The sequence below is a fragment of the Pseudomonas sp. URMO17WK12:I7 genome (genome assembly GCF_003269045.1).
Classification (GTDB): Bacteria; Pseudomonadota; Gammaproteobacteria; order Pseudomonadales; family Pseudomonadaceae; genus Aquipseudomonas; species Aquipseudomonas putida_J.
Genome location: NZ_QLTL01000002.1, coordinates 1 through 21,133, shown reverse-complemented (window position 1 = coordinate 21,133; position 21,133 = coordinate 1). Strand labels below are relative to the sequence as shown.

At 66.4% G+C, this 21,133-nt stretch carries 8 protein-coding genes; all 8 read left to right on the top strand.

From position 1 onward, the window contains the following. Positions 1-121 precede the first annotated feature (121 nt). The 8 genes from norR to H040_RS02185 all read left to right on the top strand — a co-directional run bounded on the left by norR (position 122) and on the right by H040_RS02185 (position 21,008). Positions 122-1,675 (top strand): nitric oxide reductase transcriptional regulator NorR, encoded by a 1,554-nt coding sequence (gene norR / locus H040_RS02220; protein ID WP_027920313.1) that lies wholly within the window; start codon positions 122-124, stop codon positions 1,673-1,675. 194 nt (positions 1,676-1,869) lie between these two features. Then, positions 1,870-13,896, top strand: a complete 12,027-nt coding sequence (locus H040_RS02215; protein ID WP_027920314.1) for a BapA/Bap/LapF family large adhesin — start codon at positions 1,870-1,872, stop codon at positions 13,894-13,896. A gap of 63 nt (positions 13,897-13,959) precedes the next feature. After that, the gene (locus H040_RS02210; RefSeq protein ID WP_027920315.1) at positions 13,960-15,393 is read left to right on the top strand and encodes a TolC family outer membrane protein; all 1,434 of its coding nucleotides are present in this window, start codon (positions 13,960-13,962) and stop codon (positions 15,391-15,393) included. Beyond that, on the top strand, positions 15,390-17,558 hold the full coding sequence (locus H040_RS02205) for a type I secretion system permease/ATPase (protein WP_027920316.1): 2,169 nt from the start codon (positions 15,390-15,392) through the stop codon (positions 17,556-17,558). The genes H040_RS02210 and H040_RS02205 overlap by 4 nt, the downstream gene beginning before the upstream one ends. Then, positions 17,555-18,739, top strand: a complete 1,185-nt coding sequence (locus H040_RS02200; protein WP_027920317.1) for an HlyD family type I secretion periplasmic adaptor subunit — start codon at positions 17,555-17,557, stop codon at positions 18,737-18,739. The genes H040_RS02205 and H040_RS02200 overlap by 4 nt, the downstream gene beginning before the upstream one ends. Before the next feature lie 228 nt (positions 18,740-18,967). Beyond that, on the top strand, positions 18,968-19,867 hold the full coding sequence (locus H040_RS02195; RefSeq protein ID WP_027920318.1) for a chemotaxis protein: 900 nt from the start codon (positions 18,968-18,970) through the stop codon (positions 19,865-19,867). A gap of 98 nt (positions 19,868-19,965) precedes the next feature. Further along, a complete protein-coding gene (locus H040_RS02190; RefSeq protein WP_027920319.1) occupies positions 19,966-20,277 on the top strand; it encodes a hypothetical protein in 312 nt (103 codons plus the stop codon). Further along, complete coding sequence (locus tag H040_RS02185; protein ID WP_027920320.1) at positions 20,274-21,008, top strand: YkgJ family cysteine cluster protein; 735 nt, start codon at positions 20,274-20,276, stop codon at positions 21,006-21,008. Before H040_RS02190 ends, H040_RS02185 begins: the two co-directional genes overlap by 4 nt. Positions 21,009-21,133 lie beyond the last annotated feature (125 nt).

Genomic DNA, 21,133 nt, shown 5'->3' with positions numbered 1-21,133 from the left:
GTTGCCCTTGTAATTACAGCAATCGTGCCAACTATTTCGCCAATGAAATCAGGGTGTTGGCGAATACCATGTCAAATTGACCTGACCAAGCGTATAGTCAAATTGACCTACAGGAGTCCATATGACTACAAAGCCATTGCTCACTACCTTGCTGCCGCTGGTCAGTGACCTGTCCCGCGATCTGCCCGACCAGGAGCGCTACCGCCGCTTGCTGCAGGCCATGCGCGGGCTGCTGCCCTGCGATGCCGCCGCGCTGCTGCGCCTGGATGGCGAATGGCTGGTGCCGTTGGCCGTCGATGGGCTGTCGCCCGACACCTTGGGCCGTCGCTTCAAGGTCAGTGAGCACCCGCGTTTCCAGATCCTGCTCAGCCGCCGGGAACCGACACGCTTTGCCAGCGACTCCGAGTTGCCCGACCCTTACGATGGCCTGGTCAACGCCCCTGACGCCGACCTTGAAGTGCACGACTGCATGGGCTGCCCACTGATGGTTGATGAGCGCCCGTGGGGCCTGGTAACCCTCGACGCCCTCACCCCCGGCCAGTTCCAGACCCTGGAGCTGGACGCCTTGCAGGCCTTCGCCAGCCTGGCCGCCGCCACCGTGACCGTGGCCGAGCGCATCGAGCACCTGGCCCTGCGCGCAGAGGACGAGCATCAGCGCGCCGAGGTGTACCGCCAGGCCAGCGGCCAGGACAAGGAACTGATCGGCCAGAGCCCGGCGCACAAACGGCTGCTGGAGGAAATCCGCCTGGTTGGCGGTAGCGACCTGACGGTATTGATCACCGGCGAGACCGGCGTCGGCAAGGAGCTGGTGGCCATGGCCCTGCACCAGGCCAGCAACCGCGCAAACAAGCCATTGGTCAGCCTCAACTGCGCCGCCCTCCCCGAAACCCTGGTGGAAAGCGAACTGTTCGGCCATGTGCGTGGTGCATTCACTGGCGCTCACGGCGAACGCCGCGGCAAGTTCGAGCTGGCCAATGGCGGCACGCTGTTCCTCGATGAAGTGGGCGAATTGCCGTTGACCGTTCAAGCCAAGCTGCTACGTGTACTGCAGAGCGGCCAGCTGCAACGCCTGGGCTCTGACCGCGAACACCGTGTCGATGTACGCCTGATCGCTGCCACCAACCGCGACCTGGCCGCCGAGGTACGCGAAGGCAACTACCGCGCCGACTTTTACCATCGCCTGAGCGTATACCCGCTACAGGTACCGCCATTACGCGAGCGTGGGCGTGATGTGGTGCTTCTTGCCGGTTACTTCCTCGAACAGAACCGATCACGCCTTGGCTTGAACAGCCTTAGGCTGAGCAGCGACGCGCAGGCAGCACTGCTGGCATATGACTGGCCGGGTAACGTGCGCGAGCTCGAACACTTGATCGGTCGCTCGGCCCTCAAGGCCATGGGCCAGCACCCGGAGCGCCCACGGATCCTGACCCTGGAAGCCAGCGACCTCGACCTGCGCGCCGCCCAGCCTGCAACAGTTGCCACCCAGGCTGATGCCACACTGGCCACAGCGCCCATGCCCGCGGGCGGCCTGCGCGAAGCCGTGGACGATTACCAGCGCCAGGTAATCGATGCCTGCCTGCATCGCCATCAGGAAAACTGGGCCGCAGCGGCCCGCGAGCTGGGCCTGGACCGTGCCAACCTGAGCCGCCTGGCTCGTCGCCTGGGGCTTCGCTGAGCCACATTTACTAAAGGACTATCCGTAAAGCCATCTGGTGGCAATCTGCTGGGCTGCTATATCTCCCTAATCTCCAGTTACGCGGCTGTTTCACGGCCACGCTGCGCGCGACACGTTCCGTCAGACGGCCGAGTTGCGCCAGCCAAAGATCACGAAAGTCGATCCCGCGTAGCGAAAACCAGCAGGGAGCACACATGGACAACATCGTCGTCGCCGACAAGCAATCCGCCGTAGCCACCCAGAATGCCTGGGGCAACATCACCCTCAACAGCCCAGGCGTCGTGCAGATGCCCGTCGCCCCCGACCAGGTGGCGACCGTCACCCGGCGTGGCCAGGACCTGATCGTCACGCTCAAATCCGGAGAAAAGGTCACCGTCGGCAACTTCTTTGCCGTGGACCAGGCAGGTGTTGGCAGCGACATGGTTTTCGTCGGCGAAGACGGCACCCTGTGGCACGCCAACTATGACACGGCGGCGTTCACCGGCTTCACCTTCGACGAAGTGGCCTCGCTTGACGAGCTGGTGGCCGGAATCGGTGTCGCCGGCGCCGAGACCTCGACCTTTGCAATCGCCGGCCTCAGCCTGTTGGGCGTCGGCGGCGTGGCAGCAGCGGCAAACAGCAGTGGCGGCGGCGGCGGTGGTGGTGGTGGCAGCGAACCTGGCGACACCACAGCGCCAGCCACGCCCATCGACCTGCTGGTCTCGCCTGACGGCTTGCGCCTGAGTGGGCGCGGTGAAGCGGGCGCCAGGGTGAATGTGTTCGATTCCGCAGGCAACCTGATCGGCACCGGCACGGTGAATGCCGACGGCAGCTTCGATGTCGCCCTCAACACCCCACAGGCCAATGGCGAAAACCTCGGCGTCTCGCTGACCGATGCGGCAGGCAACACCTCGCAACCTGGTGCAGTCACCGCACCGGACATCACTGCGCCGACAGCACCGACGGATCTGGCGATCAACGAGCAAGGCAACACCCTCACCGGCCGCGCCGAGCCGGGCTCGACCGTGCAGGTGCGCGGTGCCGGAGGCGCCGTTGTGGGCAGTGCCGTGGTCGGTGCCGACGGCCAGTTCAGCGTCACCTTGCAGCCGCCGCAGACCGACGGCCAGGCCTTGCAAGTAACAGCCACCGACGCGGCCGGCAACGCCTCCGGTGCCACTGCCATCACCGCTCCGGATGACGGTGTCGGCAACCCGCCCGATACCACGCCACCGGATGCCCCGACCGACCTGGCGATCGGCCAGGCTGGCCAGCAACTCACAGGCCGCGGCGAACCCGGCACCACCGTGCAAGTGCGCGATGCAGCCGGCAACCTGATCGGTAGCGGCGTAGTCGGTGCCGATGGTAACTTCGACGTCACCCTGACCCCGCCCCAGGCCAACGGTGAAGTACTGGATGTTCGCCTGGTCGACGCCGCTGGCAACATCTCCCCGCCCCTGCAGTTCGACGCCCCGGACATCACCCCACCGGCCGCACCGTCCAACCTTGCCGTCAGCTCCGACGGTAGCGTGGTCACAGGCCGTGCCGAGCCTGGCAGTACCGTGCGCGTGCTGGCGGCCGATGGCACCACGGTGCTCGGCAGCGTCGTGGTCGGCACGTCGGGTGAGTTCAGCATCAACCTCGCTCCACCTCAAGTTGACGGGGAGCAGCTGCAGGTCACAGCTACCGATGCTGCCGGAAACACCTCCAGCGTGGGCAGCGTCACCGCCCCGGATGTCGACACCGGCGGCGGTGACACAACCCCACCGCTGCCCGCCAGCGGCCTGGTCATCAGTGGCGATGGCCGTACCGTTTCGGGCCGTGGCGAGGTTGGCGCCACGGTCACTGTGCTCAACGATCAAGGCCAGGTGGTAGGCACCGGCACCGTCCAGCCGGACGGCAGTTTCACCCTGCAACTGACCTCGCCAGTGACCGATGGCTCGGCGCTGCAGGTCACCCTGACCGATGCAGCTGGCAACGTCTCGACGTCAAGCCCGCTGACAGCCCCTGACCTGCAGGCCCCGGGGCAACCCACCGAGCTCTCCCTGAGCAATGGCGTAACGCTCACCGGCAGGGGCGAGCCCGGCGCCCGGGTCGAAGTGCGCGACACCGACGGCAACCTGATCGGCAGGGGCATCGTCGGCCCGGATGGCAGCTTCAGCCTCACCCTCAACCCGGCGCAGGCCGATGGCGAACACCTGGCCATCAGCGTCACCGATGCCGCCGGCAATACCTCTGCGCCGCTTGAGTTCACCGTACCGGACACCACTGCGCCGGCGCTCATCAGCAACGTGATAGTGGGCGATGGCAGCCTGGTCATCAGTGGCCGCGGCGAACCGGGCGCCACGGTGGAAGTACAGGGTGCGAACGGTGCCGTCATCGGCACTGGCGTGGTATCAGCCAACGGCACCTTCCTGATCAACCTCGACGGCCCGGTCAGCGCCGGTGAGTCCATCGTACTGGTGCAAACCGACCCCGCCGGCAACCCTTCGCTACCACTCACCGTCATCATCCCCAACGCTGCCGTACCGGAAGGCCCTGCCGGGCTGGTGCTGGCCGTCGACGGCGCGTCCATCAGCGGCACCGCCCCGGTGGGCAGCCGGGTGGAAGTGCACGATGCCAACGGCACGGTGATCGGCAGCGTGCAGGTGGGCAACGATGGCACCTTCACCATCCCCCTCAACCCGGCCCAGGCCAATGGCGAACTGCTCGACGTGGTGGCCATCGACGCCAATGGCAACAGTTCATTGCCAGCTCAGATCCTTGCCCCGGACATCACCCCGCCGAACCAAGCCAGCGACCTGCAACTGGGTGCCGACGGCCTGACCTTGACCGGTCGTGGCGAGGCCGGTGCCACGGTGCAGGTCACCAACGCGCAGGGTGACGTACTGGGCACTGGCGTGGTCGGTGCCAATGGCACCTTCACCGTTACCCTCAATTCGCCACAAACCGATGGCCAGCAACTTGACGTGGTACTGCGTGACGCTGCCGGCAATAGTTCTACCGCCACCCTCACTGCGCCCGACCTGGACGGCCCGCTGCAACCTGCCGGGCTGGCCGTCGACAGCACGGGCCTGCACCTGACCGGCCAGGGCCAGGCCGGGTCGATCATCACCGTGCGCGCGGCGGACGGCACCGTGCTGGGCACCACCACCGTCAGCGCCGACGGGCGTTTCGACGTCACCCTCAACCAGCCGCAGCGCAATGGTGAAAGCCTGTCGGTCGAGGCCGCCGACAGCCAAGGCAACAGCGCCGGGCCGGTCACGTTCACCGCACCAGACACCACCCCACCGCAAACCGTCGGCACACCGATCATCGACGGCACTGGCACCACGGTCAGCGGCACCGGCGAACCTGGCGCCACCGTGACCGTACGCGCCCCCGATGGCAGCGTCCTCGGCACTGCCGTTGTGGGCGGCAATGGCAACTTCGAAGTTACCCTCGCCACACCGCAGAACAACGGCCAGGCGCTTACCGTCGAGCAACGCGACCCAACCGGCAACGTGTCGGCTGCCGTCGATCTGCCAGCGCCCGACAGCACACCGCCGGCCATCACCAGCGGCCTGGCGCTGTCCAGCAACGGTACGCAACTCACCGGTAATGGCGAGCCCGGCGCGCAGGTGCAAGTCACCGGCGCCGGCGGTGTCGTCCTCGGCACCGCCACGGTGGAAGCCGATGGCAGCTTCCGCGTGACCATCGACCCACCGCAACTCAACGGCCAGACCCTGACCGTGATCCAGACCGACGGTGGTGGCAACCCTTCCCCGGCCAACACCGTGACCGCCAGCGACTTCGAAGCCCCCGCGCCAGCCCAAAACCTGGGCTTGAGCGCCAATGGCATCACACTCACGGGCGAGGGTGAGCCTGGCGCTACCGTGCAAGTGCTTGATACGGCCGGGCAACTGCTCGGCAGCGGCGTCGTTGATCAGGACGGCACGTTCAGCATCACCCTGACGCCCGCGCAGACCAGCGGCGAAACCGTGTCGGTCCTGCTTATCGACGCCGCCGGCAACATCTCGCCTTCGGCGCCCTTCACCGCTGACGATACCAGCGGCCCGGCCGCCCCGGGCAACGTGCAGGTGAGCGCCAACGGCACGCTTGTGCAAGGTACCGGCGAAGCCGGCGCGACCGTGGAGGTGCGCAACGCTGCAGGCGATCTGCTGGGCAGCGTGGTGGTGCCGGCCAGCGGCAACTTCAGTGTGGCGTTGAACCCACCGCAACTGGACGGCCAGACCCTCGACATCACCCAGACCGACACGCACGGGGTCGCTTCCGGCGCCGCCCAGGCTACCGCACCGGACCTGACTGCGCCCGCGCAGCCTACGGACCTGGCAATCACCCCCGATGGCCTCGCGCTCACAGGCAACGCACCCGGCGCAGCTTCGGTCACCGTGATCAGCGCGACTGGCGTCGAAACCACTGTGGCGGTCAACCCCGACGGCAGTTTCAGCGTGCCACTGGCGCCCGCCCTGCTCAACGGCGAGACGGTGACCGTGGTGGTTACCGATGCTGCGGGCAACGGCACCGAGCCCACCAGCGTCAGCGCAATAGACAGCACTCCGCCCGCACCGGCCACGGGCATCGCCGTCAGCCCCGATGGCGGCACCATCAGCGGCACCGCCGAACCTGGCACCACGGTCATCGTGCGCGATGGCAGTAACGAGCTGGGTACTGCCACGGTCGGCCCGGACGGGACCTTCGTGGTCCAGGTCACCCCGCCGCTGGCTTCTGGCGACAGCGTGCAGCTGGTGGTCCATGACAGCGGCAACAACGAAACCGCCATCACCGTGAACGGGCCCAGTGGCAGCGAGCTCGCTGCTCCGAGCAACCTTGCCATCAGTGCCGACGGTTTCCTGCTGACAGGTCAAGGCACCGTTGGCTCACTGATCACTGTCACTTCCGGCGGCACCACGCTGGGCACTGGCACGGTCGGCAGCGACGGCTTCTTCCGCATCTTCTTCGCCAATGCCCAGCTCAACGCACAGACCCTGAGCGTCAGTGCCCGCGCTTCGGCCGGCGGCAACCCGTCGGTGCCTGCCACCATCGTGGCGCCGGACACCACCCCACCCGACGCGCCAACCCAGCCTGTCATCAACCGCAGCGGCAGCACGGTCTCCGGCCATGGCGAAGTGGGCGCGACCGTGACCGTGACCGATGCCAGTGGCACCGTGGTGGGCACAGGCATCGTGGGCAGCAATGGCCTGTTCAACGTTACCCTGGTACCCGCGCAGACCAACGCACAGAACCTCACCATCACCCAGGCCGACGCTGCCGGTAACGTCTCGCTGGCCGCCACGGTGCAGGCCCCCGACCTGCAAGCCCCGGATGCCGCCACCGGCCTGAGCCTGAACAGCGCCGCCACCGTGGTCAGCGGCCAAGGCGAAGTAGGCGCGCTGGTGACCGTACGTGATGCCAGTGGCGCAATCCTGGCCACCGGCACGGTCAACCAGAGCGGCCAGTTCCAGATCACTCTGCCCAGCGCGCAAACCACCGGCAGTGCGCTGCAGGTCACCCTCAGCGACGCTGCCGGCAACGTGTCCGGCCCGGCCAGCCTGGCAACCCCGGACCGCACACCACCAGCAGCAGTGAGCAACCTGCTGCTCAGTTCTGACGGCCGGCAACTGTCTGGCAGCGGTGAAGTCGGCGCCACGGTGCAGGTACGCAACGCCGCCGGCACGGTGCTAGGCACCGCCGTCGTAGGCGCCGATGGCCGCTTCACCGTCACCTTCGACACCCCGCAAACCACTGGCCAAGCCATTGGCGTCAGCCAGCTGGATGCCGCTGGCAATGTTTCGCCGGCCGTGGACGTCGCCACACCAGACCTCACCCCGCCTGACGCATTGACCAATGTCGTGCTCAACAACAATGGCGTGACCTTGACCGGCCTTGGCGAAGCCGGCGCCACCGTCACCGTGCGCGGCCCGGACGGCACCATCATCGGCACCGGCCTGGTGGCTGCCAATGGCAGCTTTACCCTCTCGCTCACCAGCGCGCAGATCAATGCACAGCACCTGAGCGTGACCCAGACAGACGCCAGCAACAACACGTCGACCGCCGTCGCTGTCATCGCACCGGATCACACCCCACCGGCAGCGCCCACCACGCTGGCGTTGGCGGCTACTGGCCTGCAACTGAACGGCAGTGCCGAGGCCGGTAGTACAGTCACCGTGCGCGACGCAGCAGGCACTGTACTCGGCACCGCCGTGGCCAACGCCAATGGCACCTTCCAGGTCACCCTGAGCAGTGCCCAGACCAACGGCCAGACCTTGCAGGTGACGGCCACCGATGCGGCAGGCAACGTATCGCCAGCCGCGCCCTATACCGCTGCCGATACCACACCACCAGCGGCCGTCGCCAACCTGGCGGTGTCGCCCGATGGCACCACCCTGACGGGCACTGGCGAAGCGGGTGCCACCGTCACCGTACGCGCACCAGGCGGCTCTTCGCTGGGCACCGCCACGGTGGGCAGCGACGGGCGTTTCACCGTGACGCTTGCACCGGCTGCCACCACCGGCGAAAACCTCAGCGTGGTGCAGACCGACGCGGCACAAAATGCCTCGCCGGCCCAAACCGTCACCGCGCCGGGTGAGTTGGCGCCTGATGCACCCGATAATCTGGTGCTTTCCGCCAATGGCCTGGTCGTCACCGGTAGCGCCGCGCCGGGCAACACAGTCAACGTCTACGGCCCGGGTGGCGTGTTACTGGGCTCCGCGCCGGTCGGCAACGACGGCAACTTCACCGTCAACCTGGGCAGCGCCCAGGCCAACGGTGAGCTGCTGCAAGTCACTGCGGTAGGGACCGATGGCAGCGCTTCGCTGCCAGCCGACCTGCAGGCACCGGACACCACTGCGCCACAACCGCTGAGCAACCTGGCGTTGTCCAACGACGGCCTGGTGCTTACCGGCCGCGGCGAGCCAGGTGCCACCGTGACCGTGCTCGGCAGTGGTGGGGCCGAACTGGGCACCGCCGTGGTCGGCGCCGATGGCAACTTCAGCCTCAACCTCGCCGCCGCGCAGGTCAACGGTGAACGACTCAGCGCCGCGCAAACTGACGCTGCCGGCAACGAATCCAACAGCGTCACCCTCACCGCGCCAGACATCACTGCACCGGATGCGCCGGGCAACCTGGCGTTTGCCGCTGGCGGCAGCCTGCTCAACGGGACCGGCGAAGCCAATGCCACCGTAAAAGTCGTCGCTGCCGACGGCACCGTGCTAGGCACCGCCACGGTGATGAGCAACGGCAGTTTCCAGGTCACCCTCAACCCACCACAGGCCAACGGCCAGGCCTTGCAAGTGGTGCTGACCGATGCCGCCGGCAACCAGTCCAATGCCACCAGCATCGCCGCGCCTGACACCACGCCACCGGCTGCGCCCACCGAACTGGCCATTGCCAGCGACGGTGCGACCATTACCGGGCGTGGCGAGGCCGGTGCCACGGTGACCGTGACCAACCCGGCCGGCCAGCAGATCGGCACGGCCCTCGTCGACGCCAGCGGCCACTTCACCCTGACCCTCAACCCAGCCCTGGGTAACGCCGAGCAGCTCAGCCTCACCCAGACCGACGTTGCCGGCAACGTGTCGGCAACAGCCACGCTGCAAACCCCGGACTTCACACCGCCAGACATCCTCACCAATGTGGTCATCAACGCCGACGGCAGTGTGGTCAGTGGCCGCGGTGAGCCCGGTGCGACAGTCACCGTGAACAACGCTGCCGGTGTGCAGCTGGGCACCACCACGGTGCTCGCCGACGGCAGCTTCCGCGTCGAGCTCACCCCTGCGCAGATCAACCAGCAGGTGCTGTCGGTTCAACAGGCCGACCCACCCGGCAACATCAGCCAACCCGTCACGGTCAATGCTCCAGACCTGACGCCGCCCGATGCGGCACTCGGCCTGCGGCTCAACGCCGCCGGCGACCAGCTCGGCGGTACCGGTGAAGCCGGCAGCACCGTGCGCGTGTTCGCCGGCACTACCGAAATCGGCACGGCCACGGTGGGAGCGAACGGTACCTTCGTGGTCAACCTGAGCCCGGCACAGCTCAACGGTCAGCTCCTGCACGTGACCCTGACCGATGCCAGTGGCAACGTCTCGCCGATCAGCTCGGTGACCGCCATCGACATCACACCGCCGGCCACCGTGGTCGCCAGCCTCAACGGCAGCGGTACGCAACTGATCGGTACCGGTGAGGCTGGCGCGCAGGTCACCGTGATGGACAGCCAGGGCAACCTGGTCGGCCAAGGCACCATCGACCCCGACGGTGCCTTCGTGCTCAACCTGAACGCCGCGCAGATCAACGGCCAGGTGCTGACCGTGATCGCCCAGGACGCCACCGGCAACCCGTCCGCGCCTCTGCAACTGACCGCGCCCGACCTGACCCCGCCGGTGCAGCCCGGCAACCTTACCCTGACCGGGAACGGCACGCTGCTCACCGGCAGTGGTGAAGTGGGCTCCACCATCACCGTACGCAACCCTGCCGGCACCGTGGTCGGCACCGTCACGGTACCGGCAGGCGGCGAGTTCACCGTCACCCTGAGCCCGGCGCAGAACAATGGCCAGCTGCTGACCGTGACGTCCACAGACAGCGCCGGAAACATCTCACTGCCGGCCGAGTACCAGACCGCCGACACCTCACCGCCCGCTGCTGTCACCAACCTCGCCATCAGCAACACCTACGACATCCTTACCGGGCGTGGTGAAGCTGGCGCGACCGTAACGGTCAGCTTCGGCGGCCAGGTCATCGGCACCGGCCAGGTCGACAGTGGCGGCAACTTCTCGATCAGCCTCTTACCTGCACCCGGTTCGGCGGCCACCCTGGCGGTGACCCAGACCGATGCCGCCAACAACACCTCGGCAGTGGCCAGCTATGTCACGCCGCTGGTGCCACCGCCAGAGCCACCGGTCAACGTTACGCTGGCCGCCAATGGCCTGACCCTCACAGGCACCGCCGCCGCCGGCACCTCGATCCGCGTCTACGATGCCGCCGGCAACCTGATCGGCAGCGGCTCGGCCAACATCGGCAATGGTGGTTTCAGCATTACCCTGAGCGCCGCCCAGCTCAATGGGCAACACCTCTCGGTGACATCGGTGTCGCTGCTCGGGGGTGAATCGCAACCGGTGTTCGTCACCGCTGCCGATATCACTCCACCGGCAAACCCGGTGGTCACCGGGCTGTCGGCCAACGGCCTGGTGCTGACCGGTACCGGTGAAGCCGGGGCCACGGTGACCGTGCGCGATGCGGGCGGCAATGTGCTCGGCAGCGGCTTGGTCAACGGCGCTGGCGCATTCAGCATCAACCTCAACGGTGCCCAGCTCAACGGCCAGGTGCTGAGCCTGAGCCAGGCCGATGCCGCACTGAATGTGTCTGGAACCACCAACTACACGGCGCCGGACACCCAGGCCCCGCTGGCGCCGACCAACCTGGTCATCAACGGCGCTGGCACCGTGCTCACCGGTAGCGGCGAGCCGGGGGCGACCGTAACCGTGCAAGGCCCCGGCGGCGCCCTCGGCAGCGCCATCGTCCAGCCCAACGGCACCTTCAGTATCACCCTGACCAGCGCACAGAACGATGGCCAGGCACTGGTGGTGCGCCAGTCCGACGCGGCTGGCAACCAGTCTGGCAGCACCGGCATCACCGCACCGGACACCACCCCGCCGACCGCGCCAGTGGCCGCCATCAACGCCAACGGCACTTCGGTCAGCGGCTCGGGCCAGATCGGCAGCACGGTGACCGTACGCAACAGTGCCGGCACCGTCCTTGGCACTGCCACGGTAGGCAGCAACGGCCAGTACGTGGTCAGCCTGAGCACAGCGCAAATCAACTTCCAGGCGCTGACCGTCACCCTCACCGATGCCGCCGGCAACACCTCCACCGCCACGGCGCTGACCGCCCCAGACCTGACCCCGCCGGCCAACGCCAGCAACCTGGTGATCAGCAGCGACGGCACCACCCTCACCGGCACCGGCGAGGTCGGCGCCACGGTGACCGTGCGCAGTGCCGCCGGCACTGTGCTGCAAACCGCCGTGGTGCAGCCGAACGGCACCTTTACCGTCACCCTGAGCCCGGCCCAGGACAACGGCCAGGTGCTGTCGGTGACCCTGACCGACCCACGCAACAATGTCTCCGGCAACGTCAACATCACTGCGCCGGACATCGACGCCAATGCTCCGGTCATCGCCAGCAACAACCTGGCTACCGCCACCGTCAACCTGGCACCGGTCACCGCCACCACCACCTACACCGACAGCTTTACCACCCTGTTGTCGGGCTTCAGCAAGACCTACACCTGGACGGTGGCGGCCGGCACCACGGTCGACCCGACCCTGACACTGACCACCAACAGCGTGCTGGCGCTGCTCAACAACTCCACATTCACCCTGCAGGTGAAGAACGCTGCCGGCGCCTGGGTGACGATCGCCACCGGCAACACCCAAGGGCTGCTCGACCTGATCGTGTTGCCGCTGGGCCTGCAGGTGGACATCGGCAAGCTGCAGGCCGGCGACTACCGACTGACCGTAGCCAGCGGCGGCATCGGCCTGGTGACCCAGGTCACCACCAGCCTGGACATCGAGGCCAGCAGCCTTACCCAGTTCACCGGCAGCGGCACCGCCACCTCGGGTAACGTCATCACCGACCCCGGCACCAATGGCGTGGTCGACGCCCTTGGCCCGGACAGCGGCGCCGTGTTGAAGGTGCTGATCAACGGTACCTACGTGACGGCGGCCAGCGGTGCAGGGACCACGGTGCAGGGCCAGTACGGCACTTTGGTTATCCATGCCGACGGCAGTTACACGTACACGCCAAGCGGCAGCCCGTCGAGCGTCGGCAAGGTCGATGTGTTCAGTTATGAGCTGGTGCACCCGAACGGGCTGACTGCCACCGCCAATCTCTACGTGCGCATCGACAGCCCGCAGGCCACGGAGATCTGGAACGACAGCAACCTGGGCGCACCGGCCACCGTGGTGGATGCGGTCAATGACATCGACAGCAGCCACATCACCCTGGCCAACCGGGTCGATAGCAGCAGCGCCACCCTTGGCTCGCTGAGTTTGCCGCTGATCGGCTCGCGCTCGGCCACCTACACCACCACGGTGGCCGCCGACACCACGGCCAACCTGCAAGTGGTGCTCAACTCCACCAACCTGCTGGGCCTGCTCAACGGCACCACCATCCAGCTGCTCAAGCTCAACCCGGCCACCGGCCAATACGTGCTGGTGGAGACGGTCAACGGCGGCTCGCTGATCAGCCTGCTTGGAGGCGGTGCGGGTTATACCTTCCAGAATCAGGGCGCCGGCACTTACCACATCGTGGTCAGCGCCGGCGGCATCGGCCTGGCCAGCTCGATCACCACCAGCCTCAACACCACCACCACGCACCTCACCGAGTTCGTGGTCAGCAGTGCCACGGTGGCCAGCGGCAACCTGATCACCGACCCTGCCGGTACCGACAACCTGGGCTCGGCACTGACCGTACTGAGTGTGCTGACGGCCGCCAACACCTTCACCATCCCTGGCTACAACGGGGTCAGCGTGGCCGGTACCTATGGCACGCTGCTGGTGCACGCGGACGGCAGCTATACCTACACCCTCAACAGCGGGCTGACCTCCGCGGTGATCGGCCAGCACGATACCTTCACCTACGAACTGACCCACCCCAACGGCACCACCGACACCGCCACGCTCACCGTCAACCTGGACAACGCCGCCAGCATCACCAGCTTCTCCGCGCTGGTGGCCGACACCGCTGACGACAGCGTGGCGCTGGCCAGTGTCGCCGCTACCGCGTCCAGCGAAGTGCTCGCCGGCACCGATGGCAACGACCACCTGGTCGGCAGCCACGGTGGGCACATCACCCTGGAGGGCGGCGCTGGCAACGACATCCTCGAAGTGGTCGACCAGAACTTCGCCAGCGTCGATGGCGGCACCGGTACCGACACCCTGCTGTGGGGCGGCGGCGATGCCAGCATCGACCTGGGCACCCTGGCCGAACGTATCCACAACATCGAAGTGATCGACCTCAACCACACCAGTGCGGTGGCGCTGACCCTCAACCTGGCGGACGTGGTGGCAATCACCGAAACCGGCAACGACACGCTGATCATCAAGGGGGATGACAAAGACTCAGTGCACATGACAGACAACTGGACCCTGGTCGGAAACCAAACTGTCGAAGGTATCGACTATAACCAATACACGGCCCAGGAAGATCCAAGTCACCACCTCTGGGTGCAGAACAGCATCCATGTCGTCTGAGGCCGCTGCACTCCGCCGGGCACTCCGCCCGGCGGCAAGGGAGAACAGCAGTAAGGGAATTACGTGAAGCGAAGCAGTCCGCTGTCACCGCTGTGGCTGGGAGCCTTCGGGCTCCTGGTGTTGAACCTCACCCCGGTTGCCCAGGCAGCCGATGACATAGATCCCAGGCTGCGTACCATCGGGCCGTCTTTGATGCGCGACGCGCCCGAAGCCATTCCCGCCCGCCCACCTTCCGGCCAGGCCGCCAGCAATAGCGACCGGCTGGGGCTGGCCGAGGCGGTGCTCACCGCCGCGCAGTGGCATCCAAGCATCGCAGAAGCAGTCGGCAACCTGTACAAACAGGGCGAAGGCATCAACGTCGCCCGTGCCGGCTACTACCCACAGATTTCCGGCGGTATCCGCACCGGCTATGACACCGGCTACGGCGGCGACCGCAGCAGCCAGGCGCTGAACCTGTCGCTGAAGCAGATGCTCTACGACTTCGGCAAGGTCGACAATGCCGTCAGTGCCGCCCAGGCCGCCGCTACCCGAGCCCAGGCCAATATCCTGCTGGTGGTCGACGACCTCGCCCGTGACACCGCCTACGCCTGGATCGAAACCCGCCGCTATGAACAGCTGATGGTGATTGCCCGCGACCAGATCCGTGGCGTCGGTGACATTGCCAGCATGGCTCGCCAGCGCAGCGACATGGGCGCCAGCACCCGCTCCGATGTGGTCCAGGCCGAGTCACGGGTGGAGGGCGCCCGCGCCACCCTCGAGGAATACCAGTCGCAGTACGAACGCTGGCGTTCGACCCTGGCCGAATTGCTTGGCCGGGTGGCACCGCCGGCCCTGGCCGAAGAGTCGCCACCGGAGTTGAACCAGGCCTGCAAACGCTCCACAGGCGGTAGCGACCGGTTGCCGGCCGTGCTGATGGCCCTGGCCTTGCGCGCCCAGTCCCAGGCTGAACTGGCCCAGGCCAAGGCCGAAGCCTACCCCACGCTGTCGCTGCAACCGCAGGTCAATCACTACCTGGACAACGACTACAACCGCGACAACCGAAGCCTGGACCGCACCCAGGCCGGCATCTACCTGAACGTCGAAGTGCCCATCTACCAAGGCGGTGCCATCAGCGCCCGCAGCCGCGCCGCTGGCCATGCCCTGAGCGCCGCGGACTCCGCCGAAGACGCCGCACGCCTGCAGGCCCGCCGCGGCCTGGCCGAAGCCATGGCGCAAACATCCGGGCTAGGTCGGCGCCTGAACGCGCTGGAAGCGCGCCAGACCAGCATCCAGGAAGCACGTGAACTGTACGGCCGGCAGTACCTGGACCTGGGCACCCGCCCCTTGCTCGACCTGCTCAACGCCGAGCAGGAGATCTACCAGTCACGCTTCGAACTCGCCGGCACCCGTTCTGACCTGCTGCGCCTGGATGTCGACTGCCTGTACAACTCCGGCGCCCTGCGTACCGCCTTCGGGCTGGAAGGGCGCAACCTGCAAGGGGTGGAAATCGAGCCATGAACGATACCGTCAAGCTGACCCAGGCCGGTCAGGAGCAGAACCCGGAGCAGGCGGTGGTGCACCGGCCCGACCTGGGGCCCTGGCTGGAAGTGATGTTGCAGGTCGCCCATCACTATCGCCTTGATGTCTCGCCCCAGCGCATTCGCCTGGCAGCGGTCGAGGATGCACGCCCGCTGGATGAAATCCTCCGGCACATGGCGCGCCAGGCCGGCCTGACCTTGCGCTTCGTGCGCTATGACGCCAAGGCCCTGCGCCAGTGGCGCACGCCACTGGTGCTGGAACTGGACGACGGCCAACTGGCCACGGTCGAAGCGGTGACCGAGGAGAACGAACTGGCCGTGGTCTTCGCCGGCGACCAGCGCCTGACCTCGCGCCTGCCCCGCGATGCGCTCGAAGGGCGCATCAACCGCGTCGCACTGATGCGCCCGGCACGGCCGCTGCGCGATGTGCGCACCGACGACTACACCGCGCCCTACGATCGCCACTGGTTCACCCGCATCGTGCTGCGCGACCTGCGCCCGTACGGTCAAGTGATGGTCGCCTCGCTGGTGGCCAACGTGCTGGCCCTGGCCGGGGTGCTGTTTTCGATGCAGGTATATGACCGGGTGATCCCCGCCGAGTCATTGCCAACCCTGTACGTGCTGTTCGGTGGCGTGGTGCTGGCGCTGGTTTTCGACTTCAGCATGCGCCTGCTGAGGTTGAAGGTCACCGACCTGCTGGGCAAGCGTGCAGACCTGCGGGTGTCTGACCTGGTCTACGGCCATGCGCTGCGCCTGCGCAACTCGGCACGGCCGAAATCCACCGGCTCGTTCATCTCCCAGTTGCGCGAGCTTGAATCGATCCGCGACCTGATCACTTCGAGCACCGCAACGGCATTGGCCGACTTGCCGTTCTTCCTGTTGTTCCTGCTGGTGTTCTGGCTGATCGGTGGGGTACTGGTGTTCATTCCGCTGGTGGCGCTGCTGGCCATGGTCATCCCGGGGCTGCTCGCGCAACGGCGCCTGGCGGTGCTGGCCAATGCCTCGATGCGCGAGTCATCGCTGCGCAACGCCATGCTGGTGGAAAGCATCCAGGGCCTGGACGAGATCAAGGCGCTGCAGGCCGAGGCGCGCTTCGAGCGCCAGTGGAACCAGTACAACGCCGCCTGCGCGCACACCAACCTGCGCTTGCGTACCCTGACCAACGGCCTGGTAACCTGGACCCAGAACGTACAGGGCGCGGTATTTGCCGTGGTCATCGTGATCGGTGCGCCGATGGTGATTGCCGGTGACCTCACCACCGGTAGCCTGGTGGCGGCCTCGATGCTGTCGTCGCGGATGATGGCGCCGCTGGCGCAGCTGACCCATGTGCTGACCCGCTGGCAGCAAGCCAAGGTGGCCCTGCAGGGGCTGGACAAGCTGATGCAGTCACCGGTCGATCACCCTGAAGGCGAAGCCCGCGTGCATTTGCCGGCGATCCGTGGCGAATATGCGCTGCGCCAGGCCAACTTCCGCTACAGCCCCGAAGCCCCACCGGTGCTGAATATCGGTCAGCTCGACATCCAGCCCGGCGAACGCATCGCCGTGCTCGGGCGCAACGGCGCCGGCAAATCGACACTGCTGCAGGCGTTGGGCGGTGCCATGGACCTGAGCCAGGGCGAAGTCAGCCTCGATGGCATCGCCATGAACCACCTCGACCCGGCCGACCTGCGCCGTGACGTCGGCCTGCTGGCCCAGTATGCCCGGCTGTTCCACGGCACCCTGCGGGAAAACCTCACCCTCGGTGCCGGCCAGGCCAGCGACCAGGAACTGGTGGCTGCACTGGCCGCCACCGGTGCGCTGGACTTCGTCCGCCACTTGCCCAAGGGCCTCGACCACCTGATCCTCGAAGGCGGCCAGGGCCTGTCCGGCGGGCAACGCCAGGCCCTGGTGCTCTCGCGCCTGCTGGTGCGCCAACCGCAGGTGCTGCTGCTCGACGAACCCACCGCCTCGCTCGACGACGTCACCGAGCGCAAGCTGCTGGATAACCTCGAACGCTTCTGCCAGGGCCGCACCCTGGTGATCGCCACCCATCGCCTCAGCGTGCTGCAGCGCGTGGACCGCATCATCGTGCTGGACGGCGGGCGCATCGTCATCGACGACAAACGCGACGCCGCCCTGGCCAAGCTGCAAGGAGCGCATGCATGAGCAACCACGAACTCCCCGCGTCCTACCTGGATGGCCAGGACGACCAGGCTGTGCTGCGCGCCGGCCGCGTCATCATGACTTGCGCAATCATGCTTGCTGCGTTTCTGGCCTGGGCAGCCTGGTTCGAGGTGACTGAGGTGTCCACCGGCACCGGCAAGGTGATCCCCAGTTCACGCGAGCAGGTGATCCAGTCGTTCGAAGGCGGCATCGTCGCCGAGATGAACGTGGCCGAAGGCGACCTGGTCGAACGCGGCCAGGTCCTTGCCCAGCTCGACCCGACCAAGACCGCCTCCAGCGTTGGCGAAAGCGAAGCCAAGTACCGTGCGGCCAAGGCCAGCGTGGCGCGCCTGCGTGCCGAGGTCACTGGCAAGCCGCTGAGCTTCCCGGAGAGCCTGCGTGACTCGCCCGAGCTGATCGATGCCGAGACAGCGCTGTACGAAACCCGCCGCCGCGGCCTGGAGCAGACCTTGGCCGGTATCGAGGACTCGCTGCGGCTGGTGCGCGCAGAGCTGAAGATCACCGAGAACCTGGCCAAGATGGGTGCCTCCAGCCGGGTCGAAGTGATCCGCCTGAACCGCCAGCGCTCGGAGCTGGAACTCAAAGCCAACGAGGCACGCTCCGAGTACCTGGTGCGGGCGCGCGAAGAGCTGGCCAAGGCCAGTGCCGAAGCCGACAGCCTGTCGGAGGTGATCCGCGGGCGCAGTGACTCGCTGACACGCCTGACCTTGCGCTCGCCGGTGCGCGGCATCGTCAAGGACATCGAGGTCAACACCCTGGGCGGCGTGGTGCAACCCGGCGGGCAAGTGATGAAGATCGTGCCGATGGACGAGCGCCTGCTGATCGAGACACGCATCGCCCCGCGGGACATCGCCTTCATCCACCCCGACCAGGCAGCCAAGGTCAAGATCAGTGCCTATGACTACTCGGTGTATGGCGGGCTGGACGGCAAGGTGGTCGGGATATCGCCAGATACCCTGCAGGATGAGGTGAAACCGGAGATCTACTACTACCGGGTGTTCATCCGCACCGAGCAGGACAGCCTGACCAACAAGGCTGGCAAGCACTTCGCGATCGTGCCCGGGATGATTGCCACCGTGGACATCCGCACCGGTGAGAAGACCATCCTCGATTACCTGATCAAGCCCCTGAACCGGGCCCGGGAAGCCCTGCGCGAACGGTAATACAGGCCTGTAGGAGCGGCCTTGTGTCGCGAAAGGGCTGCGTAGCAGCCCCCGGATTTCAGCAATCACGCTTCGATTGCTGGGGCTGCTACGCAGCCCTTTCGCGACACAAGGCCGCTCCTACAAGGCCTTGCGTCGCATGCATGATCAATACGTTGATGCGGGCACTAAAGCGCAGCCAGATCAAGCCGATAACCCGGCATCCCCTGTTTCCCCACGAAGGTCACCATGGCCACGCAAAATGCCCGCGCGGACTCGCTGTCGCTGCTGCTGTTCACCCTGCGCAGCGGCAAGCTGATGGCAATCAACCTGCTCAAGGTCAGCGAGATCATCCCCTGTCCGCCGCTGACCAAGCTGCCCGAATCGCACCCGCACGTGAAAGGCGTGGCGACCTTGCGCGGCAACTCGCTGTCGGTGATCGACCTGTCCCGTGCCATCGGCGAACGCCCGCTGGCGGACCCGGACGGCGGCTGCCTGATCGTCACCGAGATCAGCCGCTCGCGCCAGGGCCTGCACGTGCAGGCGGTGAGCCGCATCGTCCACTGCCTGAGCACCGACATCAAGCCGCCGCCGTTCGGCTCGGGCAACCGTTCGTTCATCACCGGCGTGACCCGGGTCGACAACACCCTGGTGCAGGTGCTGGACATCGAAAAGGTCATCCACGGCATCGCCCCGCCTGAGCCGGAGCCACAACCAGGCGAGCTGAGCGAGGAAGACGCCAGCCTGCTGGCCGCCGCCAACATCCTGGTGGTCGACGACAGCCAGGTTGCGCTGCAGCAATCGGTGCACACCCTGCGCAACCTCGGCATCGACTGCCACACCGCACGCAGCGCCAAGGATGCGATCAACGTGCTGCTGGAACTGCAGGGCACCGCGCAGGAGATCAACATCATCGTATCGGACATCGAAATGTCCGAGATGGACGGCTATGCCTTCACCCGCACCCTGCGTGAGACACCGGACTTCCAGCACCTCTACGTCCTGCTGCACACCTCGCTGGACAGCGCCATGAGCAGCGAGAAGGCAAAGCTTGCCGGGGCCAATGCGATCCTCACCAAATTCTCCTCGCCCGACCTGACCGACTGCCTGGTGACGGCGGCGCGTACCGTGGTGTTTGCCGAACGCTGAAGCACATGTTGTTATATTCAGCGACAAACTCCCTGGCGTGCTGCCAGGGATGACTCGGGCATAATTCGCGCCCCTCGGATGATTTGCCGGAACCGCGTATGAAGTATTTCAGCTCTCTCCTGATCGCCTGCGCCCTGTTCAGCGGTGTCGCCCAGGCCTCCAGCAACCAGGCCTGGAACGAGCAGCGCCAGCAGATGCTCAAGGCCTGCCTGAAGGCCAGCCAGTTCAAAGATGCCCACGCCCGTGGCAAACCAGCGGAATTCGATGACCAGGTCGGTATCAGTGCGTTGCTGATCGAAGGGGTTTATCCGCAGAAGCACATGCAGCAACGCAGCGGCACCGAGCTCTGCCTGTACGACCGCAAGCAGCAGCAGGCCTACATCAGCGAATGGAACCCTGACGCGAAGTGAACGACAGCCTGCGTTTTGCCTGTACCGGTTGTGGCAAGTGCTGCACCGGCCACCACGTGCCGCTGACCTTGAACGAGGCACGGCAGTGGGCGACGGCCGGTGGCCAGGTGATCGTGCTGATCGAAGCCTTCGTGACCGATGGGCCAGGCATGGCTGTGGAGCAGCGCGAACATGTGTTACGCCGCTCTTTTCCGGTGCCTTGTGGCAGCAGCGAAGCACGCGTTTCGGTGACCTTTGCCGCGTTCAACCCGGGGCGCTGTCGCAACCTCGACGACAACGACCTGTGCACCATCTATGAAAGCCGACCGCTGGTCTGCCGCATCTATCCGGTAGAGATCAACCCGCATATTCCGCTGCGCCCGGAGAACAAGGACTGCCCGCCCGAAGCCTGGGAGCAAGGGCCCGAGCTGATCCATGGCGCACTGCCGGTGGACCCGGCGTTACTGGCGCTGGTGCAGGCTTCACGGCAGGCGGATCGCGATGATATCTCGGCCAAGGTGGCCATCTGCGAGGCGTTGGGGATGACCACCAGCGCGCTCAAGGGCAATGGGTTTACCGCTTATCTGCCTGAGATGGCGGCCTTTGTCGGGGCGCTGACGCAGCAGCCAGCTGAGACCGGGACCCGGTGGACGTTGCACGTGGAGCAGCCTGAGCTGGTGGATGACTTGCAGGCGCTGGGATTGCAAACCACTGCCGAGGCGCCGGTCTACTACGCATTTATCGGGTTTTAGGTAAGCAGGCTTGGCCATTGGGTTGGATGGCATCAGGGCTACCAGATGCCTGCCACAACATCTTCAGCGCCTGTGAGATCGAGCGCCGCCCGCGCGGCGCATCGCGGATAAATCCGCTCCTACAT

Excerpts from the sequence above, each read along its gene's own strand:
- norR (WP_027920313.1), top strand. The coding sequence starts at position 122 with ATGACTACAAAGCCATTGCTCACTACCTTGCTGCCGCTGGTCAGTGAC.
- H040_RS02195 (WP_027920318.1), top strand. The coding sequence starts at position 18,968 with ATGGCCACGCAAAATGCCCGCGCGGACTCGCTGTCGCTGCTGCTGTTC.
- H040_RS02215 (WP_027920314.1), top strand. The coding sequence starts at position 1,870 with ATGGACAACATCGTCGTCGCCGACAAGCAATCCGCCGTAGCCACCCAG.
- H040_RS02190 (WP_027920319.1), top strand. The coding sequence starts at position 19,966 with ATGAAGTATTTCAGCTCTCTCCTGATCGCCTGCGCCCTGTTCAGCGGT.
- H040_RS02205 (WP_027920316.1), top strand. The coding sequence starts at position 15,390 with ATGAACGATACCGTCAAGCTGACCCAGGCCGGTCAGGAGCAGAACCCG.
- H040_RS02200 (WP_027920317.1), top strand. The coding sequence starts at position 17,555 with ATGAGCAACCACGAACTCCCCGCGTCCTACCTGGATGGCCAGGACGAC.